The organism is Pectobacterium parvum, from assembly GCF_020971565.1.
Lineage (GTDB): Bacteria > Pseudomonadota > Gammaproteobacteria > Enterobacterales > Enterobacteriaceae > Pectobacterium > Pectobacterium polare.
In genome coordinates this window covers 4,366,728-4,386,891 of the sequence record NZ_CP087392.1, presented here as the reverse complement: position 1 = coordinate 4,386,891, position 20,164 = coordinate 4,366,728, and the positions used below count along the sequence as shown (strand labels likewise).

The following is a 20,164-nucleotide window of genomic DNA, read 5'->3' as shown; positions in this document are numbered from 1 at the left end:
AAGTGTTGTGATTAATGTTCTTATGATAAGAAAAAACTATTTTACTTAACCTTCTTTGAGGTTAGGTATTTAATGTTGCATTGATATTGCAATTTATATCCTTATTTCCAGACCTTTTTATATAAAGTAATGCGTTATCGACATCCAGTTTAATTAGTTAATTAAAGTGACGAGGGTACCAATTATTATTATGTTTGGAAATATAAAATATATTTTATCCAAATTAACCCAATATAAAGTGTGGAAATAAATAGAGGGAGCGATGAGGATAATACGGAATATATATACCCTAAATAATTCGAGTTTCAGGAAGACGGCAAGAGAGTGAATCCCGATGAGCTTACTCAGGTAAGTGATTCGGGTGAGTGAACGCAGCCAACGCACATGCAACTCGAAGTATGACGGGTATCGTCTAAATAATGAGATGGAGCCGGGCTATCGCCCGGCTAAGAGAGCTGAAAGTATCTACTGTCGGTCTATGCTCTACCTTGCTAACAGCGCTTGCCGCAAAGTCTGCTGCGGTGCGCTGTCCTCAACCTTGAAGCGGCTGACCAGCGATTCCATTTCAATCGCCTGTTCATCCAGTAACTGGCTGGCAACGGAAGCCTGAGAAACCAGCGTCGCATTCTGCTGCGTGACCATTTCTAACTGGCTGAGCGCTTCGTTAATTTGCGCGATGCCCAGCGATTGCTCATCGGCGGCGACCGCGATTTCATTGACCAAATCGCGCACTTTACGAGTGCCAGTGACGATATCGTTAATCCCTCGGTTCGATTGGTTCACCAGCTTCGTCCCTTCGCTGACGCTGGCAATGCTGTCGGCGATGAGCGCACGGATTTTGCCCGCTTCGTCTGCACTGCGCTGCGACAGCTGACGCACTTCTGCTGCGACGACAGAGAACCCGCGGCCATGCTGCCCTGCTCGTGCGGCCTCAACCGCCGCGTTCAGCGCCAGCAGGTTGGTTTGAAAGGCAATGGCATCAATGGCGGACACTACGGCGTTCACGCGCTGGCTGGCGTCCTGAATTCTTTCCATCGCACCGCTGGCCGATTCGGTAATGGTGCCGACACGGTGAGCCTGATCGTCTACCTCTGTCGTCAACTGGCGCGCCTGTCCGGCAAAGTCAGCGGTTTGTTTTACCGTAACGGTAATCTCCTCCATGCTGCTGGCGGTTTGCACCAGCGAAGCGGATTGCTCTTCGGTACGCTGCGCCAGATCCTGATTGCCATTGGCGATCTCGCTGCTGGCTTGTCCGATCGTCTGCGAGCTGCGCTTAATACTCACCACCATATCGGCGATGTTTTCCAGTGAGGCGTTGTACGCCTGATTCAGCTGTGACAGTTCGTCGGTTCCCGGCACGCGCAGGCGGCGCGTAAGATCCCCGCCCATCTCGCGAATGGTCGTCAGCGTTTGTTGAAGCTGCTCGTTGATGCTGCGCATGACCATGGAAGCAAGACCGAGTGCCATGAGCAGAGAAACCAGTGCACCGGCCAGATAGCTAATCCAGGACTGGCGGGCATCGGCGGCTAAGGTATTCACCTGTGCCGTCAGGTCGTTGGTGGCGAGTTGTTCAACCTTTTTCAACTCATCGATTTTTGCCGTTTGTTGGTTAAACCACTGAGTAGCATCGATATCAAAATTGCCGCCAGGAGAGGTGATGGCCTTGTTGCGCATCTGAAGTGCACTCTGTGCAGAAGGATTGCTAAGTGCCTGTTCAAAAGCCCTGCGCAGCTCGGGATTGGCGAACATGTTATAGGCTGTGGTGTAGGCATCTCCCCGGCCAACCATCTGGTTCAGACGTTCGAACATACCAGTAGCAAAGCTGTTGGCAGAGAACGTGTTGGAGAGCACGGCGCGTTCAAGCCCAGCCTGCTCTTTGACGTTCAGCAGGTTGTAATAGGCCGCCAGCTGCTGGGCGATACCGCCATCGCTGACCAGATGGGCCATATCCCCGACGATATTCAGCAGATTGCTGACCGAGTCGGAATAGTAGCCAATGGCTTGGGCGACGGGTATCGATATGCTATCGACACTGCGGCGATGTTCCCCAAGCTGTTGTGTTTTCTGCGTGACACGACCGAGTTCTTCGCTGACGGCATCCCCAAGTTCGGCGCGGCTCAGGTTTGCGGCGGTTTGCTCAAGCACCTGCTGTGCCCGATCGGTGGCTTGCCGCTGCGTGGTGAGCTCTGGGCCAAAATTTTTCCCCTGACTGCCAAAATAGCCCGCGCTTAAGCCGCGCTCACGCTGTAACTGGTGAGCGTACTCGCCTGCATCGCGCGCCAGCGTGATGAGTTTCTCCATACGGATCATTTCATTTTCTGTATTGCGGCGTTCCATCACGCCGGAAAAACTGAACCAGAGGAGGGCAAGGATGGGTGGGAGAAGGGCAAGAATGAACTTACTACGGATCGAGATGTGATGAAGGGATTTCATAGGTGTGCTCCATAGCCTGCAAGTAGTCCGTTCCTGACATGTGCAGTTTGCAAAAGTAGACAGGGGTTTATTTTAGTTTCGGCCTAATAAGGGAATGGTTTAGCGCTGACCCCATGATTCCCTTAAAAAAGCTATGTCTATTTTGATTACCACTACGTGGTATGAGATATAATCCTTATTATTTAATTGATTATGTGATTTATTCTCTTTTTTTAGCAATGATATTGTTAACTTATGCTACATCCAAGGTGGTATATATTTTTGCCACTGTATCGGTATTTTTACAGTCTAAATTACGGTAAGCAGCATCGTGACGTTAATCAGTGAAATCAGGGCAAGAAAGAAGACAACGATCCTGAATGCATGGCGAGAAGGTTTCATAGAGGCTCCTGATTTGGCGGGCAACAGCGCACCCGCCGTGAAGGGATAAAGAAGGGATCAGAACCATTGGCCGAAGCGGCGAATATAGGCGCGTTTGACCAGTTGAGCGACGGTGCAGTAGCCAATCAGCGTGGCGGCCAGCCACGGGAAATATTCCCACGGCAGCGGCTGCAAACCGACCAGCGGCCCCAGCGGGGAGAACGGCAGATAGATACCCAGCGCCATCACCAGCCCAGTCATCAGCATCACCGGCAGTGCCGCTGTACTCTGAATGAACGGGATCTTCTGGGTACGCAGCATGTGCACCACCAGCGTTTGCGACAGCAACCCCTCAACGAACCAGCCTGACTGAAACAGGGCCTGATGCTCTACGCTGTTGGCGGCAAACACAAACCACATCAGTGCGTAGGTGGTGATGTCAAAAATCGATGACGTCGGCCCGATACACAGCATGAAGCGACCGATATTTTTGGCATCCCATTTACGCGGTTTACGCAGGAACTCCTTATCCATTTTGTCCCACGGCAGCGACAGTTGAGAGATGTCGTACATCAGGTTCTGAATCAGCAGGTGGATCGCCAGCATCGGCAGGAACGGAATAAAGGCGCTGGCGACCAGCACGGAAAACACGTTACCGAAGTTGGAGCTGGCGGTCATGTTCAGGTATTTGATGATATTACCGAACGTCTCGCGCCCTTTGATGATCCCTTCTTCCAGCACCATCAGGTTCTTTTCCAGCAGAATGATATCGGCCGATTCTTTGGCGATATCTGTACCCGTATCGACAGAAATCCCGATATCGGCATCGCGCAGGGCGGGGGCATCGTTGATACCGTCGCCCAAAAAGCCGACCGTATGACTATTCCCCTGTAGTGCTTTCAGCACGCGGGATTTTTGTAGCGGGGTCAGTCGGGCAAAAATGGTGCGCTGTTCTACCAGAACGCCGAGCTGTTCATCGCTGAGCGCATCGATAGCGTTGCCTTCCAGCACCTCGCCCGGTTCCAGCCCGACATCGCGGCAGATCTTGCTGGTAATAATCGCGTTATCGCCCGTCAGAACTTTAACCGTCACGCCGTTTTCATGCAGGGCGCGAATGGCAGCAGAAGCACTTTCCTTTGGTGGATCGAGGAACGTCAGCAGACCGCAAATTGTCAGGTCGCGCTCATCCTCGGCGCTCAGCGGCAGCGTGCTGCCTACCGGACTCAGTTCACGGGTGCCGATCATCAGCACGCGGAACCCTTGTTGGTTGTAGCTTTCCGCCAGCGTTTTCAGCGTACTGCGGCGCTCGTCGTCCAGTTCATACTGCTGCCCGTTTTCACTCACGTACGTGGCGACCGCCAGCATTTCTTCTACCGCGCCTTTGCAAATCAGGCGTTGCTGGTTGTGTTCATCGGCAACGATGATGGACAGACGACGGCGAATAAAATCAAACGGCAGCTCATCGATTTTGCGATAGCGACCCAGCGCGGCGATGGCAGGATTATGGCGACCAAAATGCATGATGGCCTGATCCATCAGGTTTTTCATGCCGCTTTGGTGCGCACTGTTGAGCCAGGCGAGCTGGAGTACGCTCGCATCGACTTGACCCTGCGTATTCAGGTGATGTTCAAGGATGATGCGATCCTGCGTCAGCGTGCCGGTTTTGTCGGTGCACAGGACGTCCATTGCGCCAAAGTTCTGAATCGCGTTCAGTCGTTTGACCACCACTTTACGCCGCGCCATGGCGATCGCGCCTTTTGCCAGATTCGAAGAGACAATCATCGGCAGCATTTCCGGCGTCAGTCCGACGGCGACCGCCAGTGCAAACAGGCTAGCCTCCATCCAGTCGCCTTTGGTGAAGCCGTTAATCAGCAGCACGACAGGCACCATCACAATCATAAAGCGGATCAGCAGCCAGCTTACGCTGTTCACGCCGCGATCGAAGGCGGTTTGGGAACGGGTGCCGACAATCGATTTTGCCAGCGATCCAAAGTAGGTATGGCTGCCGGTCGCCACGACGATGGCCGTTGCCGTGCCGCTGGAAATGTTGGTTCCCATCAGGCAGACGTTGGAGAGTGCCAGCAGATCGCTTTCGCCTACACAGCTTGCAGGCTGACAGCCTTTGGCACTGATATCGCTGAATACGTCGTATTTTTCGATCGGCAGCGACTCACCGGTCAGGACGGCCTGACTGACGAACAGATCGCGAGATTCCACCAGTCGAACATCCGCTGGCACCATATCGCCGGCGGAGAGCGTCAAAATATCGCCGGGAACCAACTGCTGAAGCGGAATTTCCTGCATGACGGCAGTGGCGCTGGCGTGAGGGCGGCGCAGCACGGTGGCCGTTGTCCGCACCATCGATTTCAGTGCTTCAGCGGCTTTATTGGTCCGAAACTCCTGCCAGAAACGCAGCAGGCCGCTCAGACTCACCATCACCAGAATGATGAGCACGCCAGTGAGCGATGTCTCTTCGTTATGGCGCAGCGGTAGCCAGTAGTCGGTGAAAAAACTGATAGCGGCCAGCGCCATCAGTACGTAAATAAACGGGTTATTAAACGCGGCGGCCAATTGCACCAGCGCGTGCGGCGCTTTTTCATGAGCGACGCGGTTTTCGCCATAGATTTGCTGGCGCTCAATGACGTCATCATGGCTTAAGCCGTGCAGATGCGTGTTCAGGTTAGCCAGTGTTTGATCGAGGCTGTTTTGTGCCTCGCGGGCAATCGCAAAGGTGGTCGTGGGTGTCTTACGGGCGCGGCGATACCCCGTTTGCGTGATCATATCGGTCATGATGCTGCTCTCTTAATGTTGCCTGTCCGCCGCGCATCCCGGATAAAGGGACGTAAAGCGGAAAAAAATGAAGGTATTAAGGGAGGTAAACGGCGCAGACGGAGAGAACAGAGAGGTCGAGGAAGAAGACGGTCCTTATTCTAACGGATGCGGTTTACCGGGCCATCGAGGGTGCTCGTCCATGTTGTCTCCTTATCGCCGTGCGGCGAGATGTAAAAAATAGTCGTCAGCTGACGAAGCCCATTACGTAGAAACACAGCGTAGTGTAGTACTGCTATTATAACCCTGTTTGCCTAAACCAGACGTCAACGTTTGTTCATGAATCAAACAGGGCGAGACAGCAGGTGTCCCTGCGGCGTATTGTGTCGTTATAGGCGAGAGACTTGGAAGGGCCGTTATCAGAAGCAATAGTTATCAGAAAAAACAGTGCTCAGAAATAGGGGGCTGCCCCGCCGAGTCGCTGGCGGGGCAGAGGAGCATTAATGAATTCTCAGCGTGTGGTCCTGATTCACTTTGAAGAAACGAACCGCATCACGCAACTGTGCACCCTGTTCCGTCATAGCGTGTGCCGCCGTGGCGGATTCTTCAACCAGCGCGGCGTTTTGCTGAGTGACCCGATCCATTTGTTCTACCGCTAGGCTGATTTCTTTGATGCCAATATGCTGCTCGTTGGAGGCCTGAGAAATCTCCGCCACGATATCCGTGACCTTTTTCACCGACTGCACAATTTCCGACATCGCCTGGCTGGCTTTGTCTGCCCGCGCGGAGCCGTCGGTAATCTTCTCGACGGTGCCTTCGATCAGCGTTTTGATCTCTTTGGCGGCATTGGCACTCTTTTGTGCCAACGTTCGGACTTCACCCGCTACAACGGCAAATCCTTTCCCTTCGCTGCCCGCTCTGGCCGCTTCTACTGCGGCGTTCAGTGCAAGGATATTGGTCTGGAAGGCAATCCCTTCGATCACGGCGATAATATCGACGATCTTCTGTGAACTGTCGGAGATTTCATGCATACGTTTGAGCATGTCGTCCACGATAAGCCCGCCCTGAGAGGCCGTTACCGAGGTTTGCTGGGCCAACTGGCTCGCTTCCTTGGCGTTATCCGCATTCTGACGCACGGTGTGCGTTAGCTGCTGCATATTGGCCGATGCCTGAATCAGCGAGGCCGCCTGCTCTTCAGTACGCTGCGACAGGTCGCTGTTGCCCTGAGCAATCTCGTTGGACGCCAGCGAGATGGATTCACTGCCGCTCATGATGGTGTGCACGATGCTCATCAACTGCTGGTTCATGTAGTGGATTGAGGCCAGAAGGCTGCTGTTGTCCCCTTGGCGCAGTTGGATTTTCGCCGTCAGATTACCAGAGGCAATCTCAGTCATGATTTCTTGGGCGTAATGTGGGTCGCCGCCGAGCTGGCGTGAAATATTACGTGAGATAACGGTCGCGATAATTGCGGTGGCCAGCAGGGCGAGCAGCAACAATCCCCAAACATAGTACTGGGAGGTCCGGTAAGTTGAATCGGCACTGACGACGATATTTTTTGCCGTCGCCAATTCCATATCCACCAGCTTAGCCAGATCTTTCATCAACTGACTACGATACTTGGAAGAGCTTGCGCCGCTGATTTTACTCGCTTCTGCCAGATCGCCCCGATTGACGGTATCAACCAGCGTGGCATTGACTGAGTTAAAGCCGGAGAAGTTTTCGCCAATCACCTTAATCAGCGCTTTTTTATCCTCGCTGTTAGCAATGGCTTGGTAGTTCTTAAACGCGGTAAGGAAGGCATCGGCGTTTTGCAGTAATTCTTTGCGGTGGCCTTCGCGTTCTTCGGGGGCTTTGGAATCGATATATTGTATTTGCTGCAAACGCGTTTCGGATAACGAGCCGCGCATTTCCAGGCTATATCGCACGCCGGGTAGGCTGCTGCTGCTTAATTCATCAATGCGACTATTATTAACGCTAAGTTGGAGTAGTGAAACCACACCTAATAACAACATCATCGCTATCAGGATCGAAAAACCGAGCAATAATTTAGAGAACACTGTGAGCTGAGAAAATTTCATCGTTATTCTTATTGATTATAGAGAAGGTAGTAGTGATAACGGCAAATAAAATAAGATCTTTATAATACGTAATTCGATAAAGAGAGGTTGGTGAATAAACGGCATTTAATAATAACCAGACTCATTATGGCGAGACTAAATTCTGTTTATTTTTAAACTGGTAATGGATTATTTTAAGTGAAAGCGGGTTGTTAAATATTGTTTTAATAAATGTTTTTATTTTTAATGTGAGAAAACTATATTTCACAAATAGGAAAAATAAAATGTGATAGCCATCAATAATCGATAATTATTTATACCCGTCATACTTCAAGTTGCATGTGCGTTGGCTGCGTTCAGTCACCCGAATCACTTACTCAAGTAAGCTCATCGGGACTCCTTCGCTTGCTGCCTTCCTGAAACTCGAATTATTTAGGGTATGTAAATTAAAAATAATGATAATAACTAACGGGACTCATTAATTAAGTGACACGTTATTTCTTTTTTATCTCTTCAAAATAATGACGCAGCGGTAATGTTATTACCGCTACGCGATGATGCTTGGTTCAGAGGATGCCTTAGTCCAGATAGAACACCGGTTCCAGTGCATCGCTAACCGGGCTGTTATCAGGGTTGGCGGGCATGACGTCGCTCATGTGTTTCCACCAGCGCTGACAGACATCCGTTTGTGCAATCGCTTCCCAGCGCGCTTCGGATTCGACCTCGACATAGCCGAACAGCAGATTGCGCTGCTTATCCAGAAAAATGCTGTAGTGGTGTGCACCGTGGTTCTTGAGCACCTCGGCCAGTTCCGGCCAGATAGGATTGTGGCGACGCTGATATTCATCGTGACTGCCAGGAAAAACTGACATCACAAAAGCCTTACGCAACATGGATGAATCTCCCGTAGTCGTTGGCAGAACGCCACGGCGGTAATGCCGTGGCGGTTTGAGGCCTAATCGTTATGTGCACTACACGCGTAGTGCGGCTTCCATTGGCGTGACGCCGAAACGTTTACCCAGCGCGATCAGTTCTTCGGTCGAGATTGTCTGTTTCTTACCGCCCATCGATATCACTTTCACCATCACTTCGGCGGATTTCTCTGCGGTATCGATCAGGCCGAAGGCTTCATCCAGCGTCGGTCCGGTGCCGAAGATGCCGTGGAAGGGCCACAGTACCAGCGAATGACGCTTCATTTGTTCGGAGGTGGCATCGCCAATGGCATCGGTGCCCGGCACCATCCACGGCACAATCCCCACGCCGTCCGGGAAGACGACCAGACACTCCGTGCTGCCTTCCCATAGTTCACGGGTGAACTTAGCGGTATCCAGCTCCAGCACATAACTCAAGGCGATCAGGTTGGTCGCGTGGCAGTGCATGATAACGCGGTCGCGTCCGTGGGTGACGCCCATACGCACAATGTGCGACTGGAAATGCGAAGCCAGTTCAGACGTCGGCAGGCCGCCGTTGGTGAGCCCCCAGAAAATGCGATAGCCTTTACCGTCGCTATCGACCTGCAACACCACCAGTGAATCAGCCGGATCCAACTGCACGTTGCGGAAGAATTTGCCGGAGCCGGTGACGATAAACCAGCAGTCAGCCAGTGCAGGCATCGGCTGCGAAAGGGCTTCATGGCGCGGCTGTGGATAGAAATCGCTTTCATAAGGCGTCACATCCTCAGCCGTCAGGCGCAGGCTGACGTTACCGCCGTTACGTTCGTCCCAGCCTTTGAGCCACATGTCGCTGGTGGCTTTAATCATTCCCTGTACAAACCAGGAAGAGAGAATTGCTTGCATAGTCTTACCCTTGACGTTGAGTGAGGATGGTTTCTTCATACTGACGTACCTGTTGCAGCCATTCGCTGCCCGGGATGACGTCATGACGCTGGCAGTAGTGTTCCCACACGGCCTGCCACGGTAGCGATTTTTGCTCTTCTAGTAGGGCTAGACGCGCGGTGTAATCGCCGTTTTGTTCCAGTGTGCGCAGCGTTTCCGTAGGTTCCAGCAGCGCGCGCAGCAGGGCTTTCTTCATATTGCGGGTGCCGATGACCCAGGCGGCGATGCGGTTGATCGAGGCATCAAAGAAATCGAGCCCGATATGCACGCGGTTAAGCAGCTTATGGCGCACGATTTCGTGGGCGATGGCCTGCGTTTCGTCGTCCAACAGCACCACATGGTCGCTGTCCCAGCGTACTGGGCGGCTGACGTGCAGCAGCAGGCGCGGGACGTAAAGAATTGCGCTGGAAATCTTGTCGGAAATCACTTCGGTTGGGTGGAAGTGTCCGGCATCCAGACAGAGCGCGGTGCCGCGGCTAGCCGCGTAGCCAAGGCAGAATTCGCTGGATCCGACGGTAAAACTTTCCGCGCCGATCCCGAACAGCTTACTTTCCACCGCGTCGATATGGTGTGCCTGATCGAGCGGTTCGGCGATGACCTCATCCAGCGCGCTCAGCAGCCGCTGGCGGAACGCCAGACGATCGATGGTCAAATCTTTCATACCGTCCGGCACCCAGATATTCATTACAGACGGCGTGCCGAGTTCGCGCCCGAAGTAGGCGGAAATCCGGCGGCTGGCCTGACAGTGTTCAATCCAGAAGCGGCGTACTTTTTCGTCTGGATGCGACAGAGTAAAGCCGTCCGCGCTCAGCGGATGAGAAAAGCAGGTCGGGTTAAAATCCAGCCCAAGCTGGTGGCGCTTGGCCCATGCGACCCAGGAACTGAAATGCTCGGGGGCAATCTCGTTACGGGCGACGGGCTGCGCGGATTCCAGATAGATGGCGTGCAGGTTCAGCCGTTTAGGACCGGGGATCAACGCAAAGGCCTGTTCCAGATCGGCACGCAGTTCATCTGGCGTGCTCGCCTTACCGGGGTAGTTGCCAGTGGCCTGAATACCGCCGGTCAGTGGCCCGCCGGTGTTCTCGAATCCGGCTACATCATCGCCCTGCCAGCAGTGCATTGACACCGGAATCTGGTCGAGCTGTTCCAGCACGGCCTCTACGTCAACATTTAGGCTGGCATAACGTGCTTTTGCCAACTGCCAGGCAGCTTCAATTGGTGTGCTCATTGCGTAGTCTCCTTTTTGCCCTGTGGGGCGGTTTCTGGCTGGCTGAGCGCCTGAAAACGACGCCAGTGCCCGGCAAAATCACTCTCCGCACGCGGGGTATAGCGATGCAGAGGGAAGTTATGAGTCAGCATGTGCCTGAATGCGGCAAGGTCGGCAACGGCGCCCAGCGCCATCAGTTGGCAGCCGATATTGCCAAGCGTCGAGGCCTCGACCGGCCCGGCCAGAACCGGAATCTGGCATACATCGGCGCACAGTTGGTTCAGGAAGGCGTTCTGGCTGCCACCGCCGACAATATGCAACTGGCGGATTGGCGCGTGGCGTAGTTCGCCCAGTTCCAGTACCACCTGCCGATAGAGCAGCGCGAGGCTGTCGAAGATACAGCGTGCCAGTTCGGCATCACTGTGGGGCACGGGCTGGCCGTGCTCACGGCAATAGTCGCAGATCGCCTGATGCATGGACGGCGGATTGATAAAGCGATCGTCATTGGGGTTAATCAGGCTGGCGAAGGCGGGCACGGCGGTGGCGGACTGAATCAGCGCACCTAAATCTTTGATATTACGCTCCTGACAAACGCGCTGTAGCAGCCACAGACCCATGATGTTTTTTAGCACCCGATAGGTGCCGTCTACGCCGCCTTCGTTGGTGATATTGGCGGCCAGCGCCTGCGGACTGTTAAACGGCGTGTCGCTCTCGATGCCCATTAGCGACCAGGTGCCGGAACTGAGGTAGGCGCTGTCGCGGCTCAGCAACGGTGCGCCGACTACCGCGCTGGCGGTATCGTGCGTGGCGACAGCAGTAACGGGAATGTGTCGTCCGCTCGGCGCTGCCCAGTTTCCGACGGCGTGCCCCGGTTGTACCGGATCGCTCAACCAGCGGCGCGGGATGCCCAGATACTCCAGCAGTTCGCTGTCCCAGGTTTTCTTTTCCAGATTAAGCAGTTGGGTCGTGCTGGCGTTGGTGTATTCGCAGACGACATTCCCCGTGAGGCGATAGTGAAAATAGTCGGGGATCATCAGCAGGTGTGCTGCCTGATCCAGAGCGTCAGAGGGCGCATCGCCCAGCGCTTTAAGCTGGTACAGCGTATTAAACGGCAGGAACTGAATGCCGGTACGCTGATAGATCGTTTCACGTCCCAGTTCTGCGGTAACCGCGGCCATTACGCCGTCGGTGCGGTGGTCGCGATAGGAATACGGCAGGCCAACACGCTGCCCGTCCTTATCGAGTAGCACGTAGTCCACGCCCCAACTGTCGATCCCGATGCTATCGGGGGCGATACCCATGGCATCGATTTGGTGTAATCCGGTGAGGATGTCGCCTTCCAGCGCGGCCAGATCCCACTGATGATGGTTGTCCTGAAACACCAGCGTATTGCTGAAACGGTGAATTTCTTTCAGCGTCAAATGCCGCGTTGCGGTGTGCAAGGTTGCCAGCATGACCCGACCACTGGATGCACCTAAATCCACCGCCACGATATTCTTCACCGCCATAGCCGCACTCCTTACTTGTTGGATGTGTTGCAGTGTAAAGAGCGGTAACAGAAGCCACCTTCCTATGAGTGCCATCAACAACAGGCGGCTGGCAAAATGACAAAGCTGGCCGTGAAAGGGCTCACAATCTGGGAAATTATTTAGGGAATAACCACGAAAAAATCAGGGAAAAGGCGGTGTGATCCTTACCACACTTCAATCAATTAGGCGGTGCGATCTTAAAAAAAGAGCAGCCAGATGGCGTGCGGGTGACGGTATTTCAAGGCTGGTTTTGTCGCTTCTGGCTACCCTTTTTCAAAGGCTGCACTTTTCCAGAGGCTGAATGGAGAACTGAAATGACGTTACTTCGTGGTGATGATTTTTTTACTTCGCGTGCCGTAACGGTTGCGGTGGAGCCGCGCACCCCACAAACGGCGTTTCCTGAGCATTATCATGATTTCTGGGAAATTGTGCTGGTGGAGCAGGGCGCTGGCGTCCATGTATTTAACGATCAGCCCTATGCGCTATGCAGCGGTTCGGTATTCTTCGTTCGCGATAACGATCGGCATCTGTTTGAAGACGTGGAAGGGCTGTGCCTGACCAACATGCTGTACCGCTCGCCGCGCGGATTCCGCTTCCTTTCCGATATCGCTGCCTTTTTGCCGTATGGCCCGAACGGCGAATGGCAAGGGCAGTGGCAGGTCAATGCGGTGGGAATGCAGCAGTTGAAGCAGTCGATGAACAGTCTGGCGGAGCTGGCACAGAGCGATGCACCGGAAGCGATTGCCGCTAGCGAGAGCCTGTTTCTGCACATTCTGGTGCAGCTGCGCCAGCACTGTTTCCAGACGCAGGCCAACGGCTCCGAGCGTCAGGGAGTACAGGCGCTGCTGGGCTGGCTGCAAAATAACTACAGCGAAGAGGTGAACTGGGGCAGTCTGGCCGATCAGTTCTCGCTGCCGCTGCGTACGCTGCACCGTCAGCTCAAACAACACACCGGTATGACGCCACAACGCTATCTGAATCGGTTAAGATTACTGGAGGCTCGTCGGCGGTTGCAGCAGAGTGATGATTCCATTACCACTATTGCGCACGCCTGTGGATTTAGCGACAGCAATCACTTCTCGACGCAATTCCGCAAGGCATTCTCGCAGGCACCTAAGTCTCTGCGCCATCAGGCGTTTTCTCGTGAAGAGTAGGTAACGGCAACTGCGGGTGAGGGAATGACGACAGTAATACGGGGTTTGAAATTACAGACTGAAGACTATTTCCTCACCGACAAAAATGCCGTGATGGTTGCCGAACGGCATCCGCAGCCCGTGTTTCCGCTACATTATCATGATTTCGACGAACTGGTCATCGTCTGGCGTGGCAATGGCCTGCACCTCTGGAACGATGTGCCTTACCGCATTACTCGCGGCGATATGTTCTATGTATCCGCGAACGATCGCCACAGCTATGAATCCGTCCACGGGCTCGAACTGGACAACATTCTCTATATCCGCAATCGTCTGACGCTATCTGCCGATTGGCAAGCGTTGTTGCCGGGTGGGGAGCTTCCACAAAGCCAGCGCCACTGGTGTTTAGGCTCGGAGGGCATGGATACCATCCGTGAGAAGGTGGACGCGTTGAGGCAGGAGTGCATGAAGTCGGATGCGCTGTCGCTGCAACTGAGCGAGGCGCTGCTGTTACAGATTGCTCTGCTGGCGGCGCGCTATCGCCACACGCCGGATAGTCCACAGCTAGCGGATGCGCACCAACTGGATATGTTGATGAATGCGCTGCGTGCCAGCATCGCAGCCCCGTTCCGCTTTGAAGCCTTCTGCGAACAGCACCACTTTAGCGCCCGCAGTTTACGTTCGCGCTTTAAAGAACAAACCGGCATGAGCGTGCCGCACTACCTGCGTCAGCTACGGCTATGCAAGGCGATGGAGCTGCTGCGTTATGACCTGCAAACCATTGGCGACGTCGCTGCGCTGTGCGGTTTTGAAGACAGCAACTACTTCTCCGTGGTGTTCCATCAGGCGTTCGGCGTCTCACCCAGCGCCTACCGCCAGCGCTTCCTGAATGTGGAGTGACGGCGGTTTTGAGCTATTGGGTGCGATGAATCAATGAAGGGTTAATAGTGGTAGCGGCAGGCAGCGATCATCATGGCGTCATCGGTGATGGCATAAACCAGACGATGTTCTTCGGTGATACGGCGCGACCAGAAACCAGCCAGGTTATGTTTAAGTGGCTCTGGTTTTCCTTTTCCCTCAAAAGGTGTTCTGCGCGTTTCTTTTATTAATTCATTGATCTTTTTGACTATCCGCTTATCGATGTCCTGCCAGTACAGGTAGTCTTCCCATGCTTCTTCTGACCAGATTAGCTTCACTCAATGATATCTCTTTCTTCGCCATTGCCAGCCTTAAGGCTCTCGATTGAATTCATCAGTCTTTTTGCATTGGCTGGTGAACGCAGTAAATACGCGGTTTCTTCTAGAGAGTTATACTCTTCCAGGGACATCAGCACGCAGGCTTCACCATTCTGTCGGGTGATAAGAATGGGAGCACGATCTTCGACCGTTTTCATCATGGTCGCCGATAGATTTTGTCGGGCTTCGCTGTAGCTAATTGTACGCATGTGTACCTCCTGATATGTACTTATCATTGTACAATGTCGCTGCGTTTTTAACCATTCAATCTTTCTTCAGCAGCGCTATTCCGCCACCGTCGAGAGCAGCAGGCGCGTGTAAGGGTGCTGCGGCTGATTGAAGATCTGCTCGACCGGCCCTGTTTCTACGATATCCCCGTCTTTCATGACCGCGATGCGGTGGCTCATATGCTGTACCACGCCCAGATCGTGGGAGATGAACAGCATCGTCAGCCCCAGTTGGCGCTGTAACGCCACCAGCAAATCCAACACCTGTGCCTGTGTGGTGACGTCCAATGCCGATACCGGTTCGTCGCAGATCAGAATCTCGGGTTCCGAAGCCAGCGCCTGTGCGATGGAGACGCGCTGGCGTTGACCGCCGGACAGCGCCGTAGGGCGTCGGGTCAGCAGATCGGGCGTCAAGCCGACATACTCGAGCAGCGTCAGAATACGCCGCTGTTTCTCATCGTCACTCAGATTGCGGCGCAAGCGCAGCGGTTGGTTCAGAATCTGGGCGACGGTAAATTGTGGATCGAACGAACTGAGCGGATCCTGTGTGATCGTCTGAATGCGGGCGCGTAGCGGGCGGCGCTCGCGTTCCGTTAACGTGCTCCAGGCATTGTCCGCGAGTCGGACTTCCCCGCTGTCTGGCTTTTGCAGCGCCAAAATGACTTTGCCCAGCGTGGTTTTACCGGAGCCGGATTCCCCGACGATACCCAGCGTTTCGCCGCGCTTGATCTGGAGAGAAACCTGATTGACGGCCTGCATCCGGCTGCCGTCCGGGAGCTTGAACGACACCGCAATCCGATCTGCCGTAAGTGCAATGGTATCGTCTGTGTTGGTGTGATCGGCTGTCAAAGAAGCGGGCGATGGTGCAATGCCGCTCTGTAACGGGTCAGCGCCAGCCAGCCATTTTCCACGGGTAGACGCGGTCGGGATCGCCGCCAGCAGCTTGCGGGTGTAGGGATGCGTCGGCGCTGACAGGATCTGCCGCGCCTCACCGCCTTCTACCAGCGCTCCTTGCTGCATCACGATGACGCGATCTGCCACCTCTGCGACAACGGCAAGATCGTGAGTGATCAGTAAAACGCCATGCCCTGCCTGCGCCAATGCGGTGAAGACTTTCAGCACCTGCTTTTGCACCGTGGCATCCAGCGCGGTGGTCGGCTCATCGGCAATCAGCAGCTGTGGGCCCGCCGACAACGCGGAAGCGATAAGCGCACGCTGGCGTAGCCCGCCGGACAGTTCATGCGGATACTGCGCCGCGCGATTCTCTGGATCGGGAATGCCCGCCTTCGTCAGGAGTTCGGCAACGCGTGCGGGAACCTGCTGGCGAGGCAACAGGCGATGGGTCAGAATCGGCTCGGCGACTTCCTGCCCGATCTTGCGCAGCGGGTCGAGAGACACCAGTGCATCCTGCAAAACAAAGCCGATTTCTCGGCCGCGAATCGCCCGCCAGTCCCGGTCAGTCAGATAGCGTAAATCACACAGGCTGCCGTCATGGCGCGTGAGCTCAATCGCGTTTGCCTGTACGTCAACGTATTCACCGGCTAGACCCACCAGCGTGCGCGCGGTGACGGATTTCCCTGAACCCGATTCGCCGACCAGCGCCAGAATTTCTCCGGCATTCACCTGAAAAGAAAGGTTTTTAACCGAACGAACGGGGCCGAAAGGGCTGGGAAAGGTTACGCTCAGGCCGTCCACACGCAGCAGCGGTGTCTTCGCGGACGTTTCTAAAGATGAATGAGAGGGGTGAGAATGTGTGTTCAGGCTCATCGTGCCTCTCCTTTTGCCAAAATGGCCTGTAACCGACGTCCCAACAGCGTGATGGAAATCACCGACAGCGCGACGACGCTGGCGGGCAGCAGGCTGACCCAAGGCGCGATATCAAGGAAGTTGCGTCCGTCGGCCAGTAGCGCGCCCCATTCGGCGGTCGGTGGGACGACGCCTAGCCCCAGAAAGCTCAGTGCCGAGGCGGACAGTACCGCGTGGCCTACGCCGATAGTGGCGACAATCAGCAACGGGCGCAGCGTATTGGGAATGATATGGCGGAAGACGATATACAGCGGGTGTTCACCCAGCGCAATCGCATGCTCAACGTAGCCGGATAGCCTGACTTGCAACACCTGAGAGCGAATTAAACGTGCATAGCCAGCAATTCCCGCCAGACCGACGGCCAGCATGGTGTTTTCCGGTCCGCGTCCCAGAACGGCAATAACCAGCAGCGCCAGCAGCAGATCGGGAAACGCCAGCATGATGTCCAGCAGACGTACCAGAACCTGACGGATGCGCAGCGGCGCGAGCACCGACAGCGTGCCAAACAGCACACCGCCGACGCAGGCGATCAGCATCGCGCCGACGCCAATCCCCAGCGACAGCGAGGTGCCGTGAACGATGCGGGAAAAAATGTCGCGTCCCAGTTGATCGGTGCCGAACCAGTAAGTGCTATTCGGCGACTGGAATACCGCGCCCATATCCATTTCATCGGCGGTACGGCTGGTAAACAGCGAGGGGAAAAAGACCGCCAGCGCCAGCAGGAAAACGATAGCGGCAGGCAGCAACGTCGCCGTGCTCAGCCACGGGCTGTGATAGGTTTTTCTTGAGGGCGTCTGCGCAAAGGGCATCGGTTCACTACTCATGGGCGCTCGCCTTCTTGCGTAAGCGGGGATCGATAATGAGGTACAGCGCATCCACCAGCAGGTTAATAACGACGAACAGGAACGCGGACAGCATGACGACACCCAGCACCAGCGGCATGTCGCGGTTTTCAATTGCGCTCAGCGTGACCTGTCCAATCCCCGCGCGGCCAAAGACGGTTTCTGTCAGCACGGAGCCGCCGAGTACGCTTGCCAGTAACGTACCCGTAAGCGTTGAGGCGGCCAACGCCGCGTGGCGTAAACCGTGGCGGAAACGCAGTCGGATTTCGCTGACGCCGCGCGTACGTACGGTGAGCGAGAATGGTTGGGAGAGCGCATCTTCCAGACCGTCGCGCAGTACCTGACTCAGAATGGCGGCAATCGGCAGGCCTAGCGTGATAACCGGCAGCACTAGCGACATGATTCCGTCGTTGCCGGTGACCGGAAACCATTGCAGACGAAAACTGAACAGGCTTAACAGCACGATACCAATCCAGTAGACCGGCGTGCTAAGCAGCGTCAGTTCCAGCCAGGAAACGGCGGTACGCAGTACGCCATAGCGGCCTGCGGTCAGCAGCGCGCTGGTGATGGCAAGGAGCAACGCCAGAATCAGACCGCCGAGCGCCAGTGGTAAGGTTTCATGCATCGCATCGCTAATCACGCTGCCGACAGGCAGACGGTAGAGATAGCTGACGCCAAAATCGCCCTGTAGCGCCTGCCCGCAGTAGCGCAGATATTGCACCCACAGCGGCTGGTCGAGCCCAAATTGTTTGATGAGTACGGCGCGATAGGCTTCATCCACCACGTTATCGCCGCCGCTAAGAATGGCGACCGGGTCGCCGGGGATCAGTTTGACGGCAATAAACGTCAATGTGGCTGCGCCCCAGAGCACAGCCAGAATGGTGAAAAGACGTTTACCTATCGCGTACAGATTAACGTTTAATCCAGACATCATAGAAGTTCGGTTTTGCGTTGGTGGCCCAGCTTATGCCCTGTACCTGTTTGGACAGGCCGAGTTGATAGGCGGGAATGTACAGTGGAACAACATACGCCTGATCGATGACCTCACGCTGTATCTCGCTATAAAGCTGTTTACGTTCCGCCTCGCCAGCACCGATGGCTTTTCTCAGTTTACCGTCCAGCGCGCTGATGCGAGTAAAGCCGTTACCGTTCGGTGGCGCATAGGCCGAATCGAACACGGTACGCAGAATATCCGGCTCTGCACGCACGAAGAAGTTAGAGGCGATATCGTACTCGTTGGCATTGGTGCGCGTGGTGAATTCACCCGCATCAACTGGCGTCAGTTTGACTTCGAAGCCTGCCTGCTTCACCTGATATTGTACCGCCTGGAACAGCGCGACATCCGCGGCTTCAACGTTGGTTGAGGCGTAAACGAAGCTGACGCTCAGGCGTTGGCCATCTTTGGTTCGGAAACCTTCGCCGTCTTTCTGTTTCCAGCCTGCGTTATCCAACAGTTCGTTGGCTTTTTTCGCATCAAAACCCCAGCGGGACGCGACGCTCGGATCGTAGTACAGTGTGGCCGGGCCGAGAACGTTATCGGCGGCTTTCAGCGTACCGAAGAAGGCGACTTTCACTGCGGCATTGGTATCTACCGCGCTCTGGAATGCTTTACGTACCGCGACATCCTGGAAAGGGCCTTTGGTGGTGTTGAGATAGAGTACGCGGTTAACGCCCGGGTTCTCATAGGTGATCACTTCCAGCTTCGGATTGCGTTTCACCGTCGGGAAATTGGCAGGCGGCACGGCGTCAATTGCCTGAATCTGGCCGCTGCTCAGTGCGCCAAGGCGAACCGATGCTTCCGGCAGGTATTTGAACACCAGACCATCGAGATAAGCTGGGCCAGTGTGTTTGGCATAACCCGGTCCCCAGTTGTAATCAGGGCGCTTCGTCAGCTTGCTGCCGCTGCCTTTCACAAAGGAATCGAGAATAAACGGACCGGAACCCACCACAGTGGTGCTGGTATTTGGTGTTTTCTTCAGGTACGTCGGTGATTGAATGCCCAGATACGGCAGGCTCAGCCCCTGTAACAGCGCCGCAAACGGTGAGCTGTAGTGGAGCACAATCGTATAGTCATCCGGCGTTGAGATCTTGTCGATAGGACCTAACAGCGATTTCGCGTAGCTGGAGGTGGTCTTCGGATCGAGAATACGTTCGATGTTGTATTTCACCGCTTCCGCATCCAGTTTGGTACCGTCGCTGAATGTCACGTCCTTGCGCAGGTGGAAGGTGTACTCGGTGTTGTTGTCGTTAATTTTCCAGCTTTCCGCCAACCAAGGCGTAAAACGGTTATCTTCCGCCTGTCCGACCAGTGAATCCACCACGTTACGCGCAATCAGCGCTGTGACGCCATAGGCCGTGATGTGAGGGTCGATAATCGGCGTATCGCTGCCCAATCCGACATTCAGAATACCGCCAGACACCGGTTTTTCACCGGTTTGTGCAGCATACGTACCGGGATTGAATGCGAAAAGTAACGAGAGTAACCCTGCGGCGAGAGTCGTAACTTGCGGATGATTTTTTTCCATTCCCTGTGTCCCTTACAAATGACATGAGGCCATACACGGCGGTGTTTTTCGCCACTCTAGAGGGCGTACTTATGCATGTAAAAGAATAAAAATAGATTTTTAATTCCATAAAAAACATATATGCGAACGCTGGCTGCCACGATTCAGGTGTCTCAGCAACCTTATGATTCAGGCTTCTTTTTATTCATTCGCCATGTATTCCCTCC

15 protein-coding genes are annotated in these 20,164 nt (G+C 54.6%); 2 read left to right on the top strand and 13 right to left on the bottom strand.

Annotated elements, in window-relative coordinates; translation table 11 throughout:
- Positions 1-483 precede the first annotated feature (483 nt).
- The 7 genes from LOZ86_RS19745 to rhaB all read right to left on the bottom strand — a co-directional run bounded on the left by LOZ86_RS19745 (position 484) and on the right by rhaB (position 12,169).
- Complete coding sequence (locus tag LOZ86_RS19745; protein ID WP_039482045.1) at positions 484-2,433, bottom strand: methyl-accepting chemotaxis protein; 1,950 nt, start codon at positions 2,431-2,433, stop codon at positions 484-486.
- Between the two features lie 438 nt (positions 2,434-2,871).
- A complete protein-coding gene (mgtA, locus tag LOZ86_RS19740) occupies positions 2,872-5,583 on the bottom strand; it encodes a magnesium-translocating P-type ATPase (protein ID WP_039482041.1) in 2,712 nt (903 codons plus the stop codon).
- 479 nt (positions 5,584-6,062) lie between these two features.
- Entirely contained in the window at positions 6,063-7,640 is a 1,578-nt protein-coding gene (locus tag LOZ86_RS19735; RefSeq protein ID WP_039482037.1) for a methyl-accepting chemotaxis protein, read from the bottom strand.
- Positions 7,641-8,197: 557 nt separating this feature from the next.
- Positions 8,198-8,512, bottom strand: a complete 315-nt coding sequence (gene rhaM, locus LOZ86_RS19730; RefSeq protein ID WP_039482034.1) for an L-rhamnose mutarotase — start codon at positions 8,510-8,512, stop codon at positions 8,198-8,200.
- Between the two features lie 78 nt (positions 8,513-8,590).
- A complete protein-coding gene (gene rhaD / locus LOZ86_RS19725; protein ID WP_010285281.1) occupies positions 8,591-9,415 on the bottom strand; it encodes a rhamnulose-1-phosphate aldolase in 825 nt (274 codons plus the stop codon).
- Between the two features lie 4 nt (positions 9,416-9,419).
- Complete coding sequence (locus LOZ86_RS19720; protein ID WP_039482031.1) at positions 9,420-10,682, bottom strand: L-rhamnose isomerase; 1,263 nt, start codon at positions 10,680-10,682, stop codon at positions 9,420-9,422.
- The gene (gene rhaB / locus LOZ86_RS19715) at positions 10,679-12,169 is read right to left on the bottom strand and encodes a rhamnulokinase (RefSeq protein WP_039482028.1); all 1,491 of its coding nucleotides are present in this window, start codon (positions 12,167-12,169) and stop codon (positions 10,679-10,681) included. The genes LOZ86_RS19720 and rhaB overlap by 4 nt, the downstream gene beginning before the upstream one ends.
- A gap of 335 nt (positions 12,170-12,504) precedes the next feature.
- Here rhaB and rhaS point away from each other — a divergent pair, with 335 nt between their 5' ends.
- Entirely contained in the window at positions 12,505-13,344 is an 840-nt protein-coding gene (gene rhaS / locus LOZ86_RS19710) for an HTH-type transcriptional activator RhaS (protein ID WP_039482025.1), read from the top strand.
- A gap of 24 nt (positions 13,345-13,368) precedes the next feature.
- Positions 13,369-14,223 (top strand): helix-turn-helix domain-containing protein, encoded by an 855-nt coding sequence (locus LOZ86_RS19705; RefSeq protein ID WP_039482022.1) that lies wholly within the window; start codon positions 13,369-13,371, stop codon positions 14,221-14,223.
- A 41-nt stretch (positions 14,224-14,264) separates the two neighbouring features.
- Here the strand turns inward: LOZ86_RS19705 and LOZ86_RS19700 are convergent, their stop codons facing one another.
- The 6 genes from LOZ86_RS19700 to LOZ86_RS19675 form a co-directional block, all read right to left on the bottom strand.
- Positions 14,265-14,519 (bottom strand): Txe/YoeB family addiction module toxin, encoded by a 255-nt coding sequence (locus LOZ86_RS19700; protein ID WP_039482019.1) that lies wholly within the window; start codon positions 14,517-14,519, stop codon positions 14,265-14,267.
- Complete coding sequence (yefM, locus tag LOZ86_RS19695) at positions 14,516-14,767, bottom strand: YoeB-YefM toxin-antitoxin system antitoxin YefM (protein ID WP_039324900.1); 252 nt, start codon at positions 14,765-14,767, stop codon at positions 14,516-14,518. Before yefM ends, LOZ86_RS19700 begins: the two co-directional genes overlap by 4 nt.
- A 75-nt stretch (positions 14,768-14,842) precedes the next feature.
- Positions 14,843-16,552, bottom strand: coding sequence for a dipeptide ABC transporter ATP-binding protein (locus tag LOZ86_RS19690; RefSeq protein WP_039512799.1), 1,710 nt, complete (start codon positions 16,550-16,552; stop codon positions 14,843-14,845).
- On the bottom strand, positions 16,549-17,415 hold the full coding sequence (locus tag LOZ86_RS19685; protein ID WP_230242654.1) for an ABC transporter permease: 867 nt from the start codon (positions 17,413-17,415) through the stop codon (positions 16,549-16,551). The genes LOZ86_RS19690 and LOZ86_RS19685 overlap by 4 nt, the downstream gene beginning before the upstream one ends.
- Positions 17,408-18,367, bottom strand: coding sequence for an ABC transporter permease (locus LOZ86_RS19680; RefSeq protein WP_039512800.1), 960 nt, complete (start codon positions 18,365-18,367; stop codon positions 17,408-17,410). The genes LOZ86_RS19685 and LOZ86_RS19680 overlap by 8 nt, the downstream gene beginning before the upstream one ends.
- Complete coding sequence (locus LOZ86_RS19675; protein WP_039482009.1) at positions 18,345-19,958, bottom strand: ABC transporter substrate-binding protein; 1,614 nt, start codon at positions 19,956-19,958, stop codon at positions 18,345-18,347. Before LOZ86_RS19675 ends, LOZ86_RS19680 begins: the two co-directional genes overlap by 23 nt.
- Positions 19,959-20,164 lie beyond the last annotated feature (206 nt).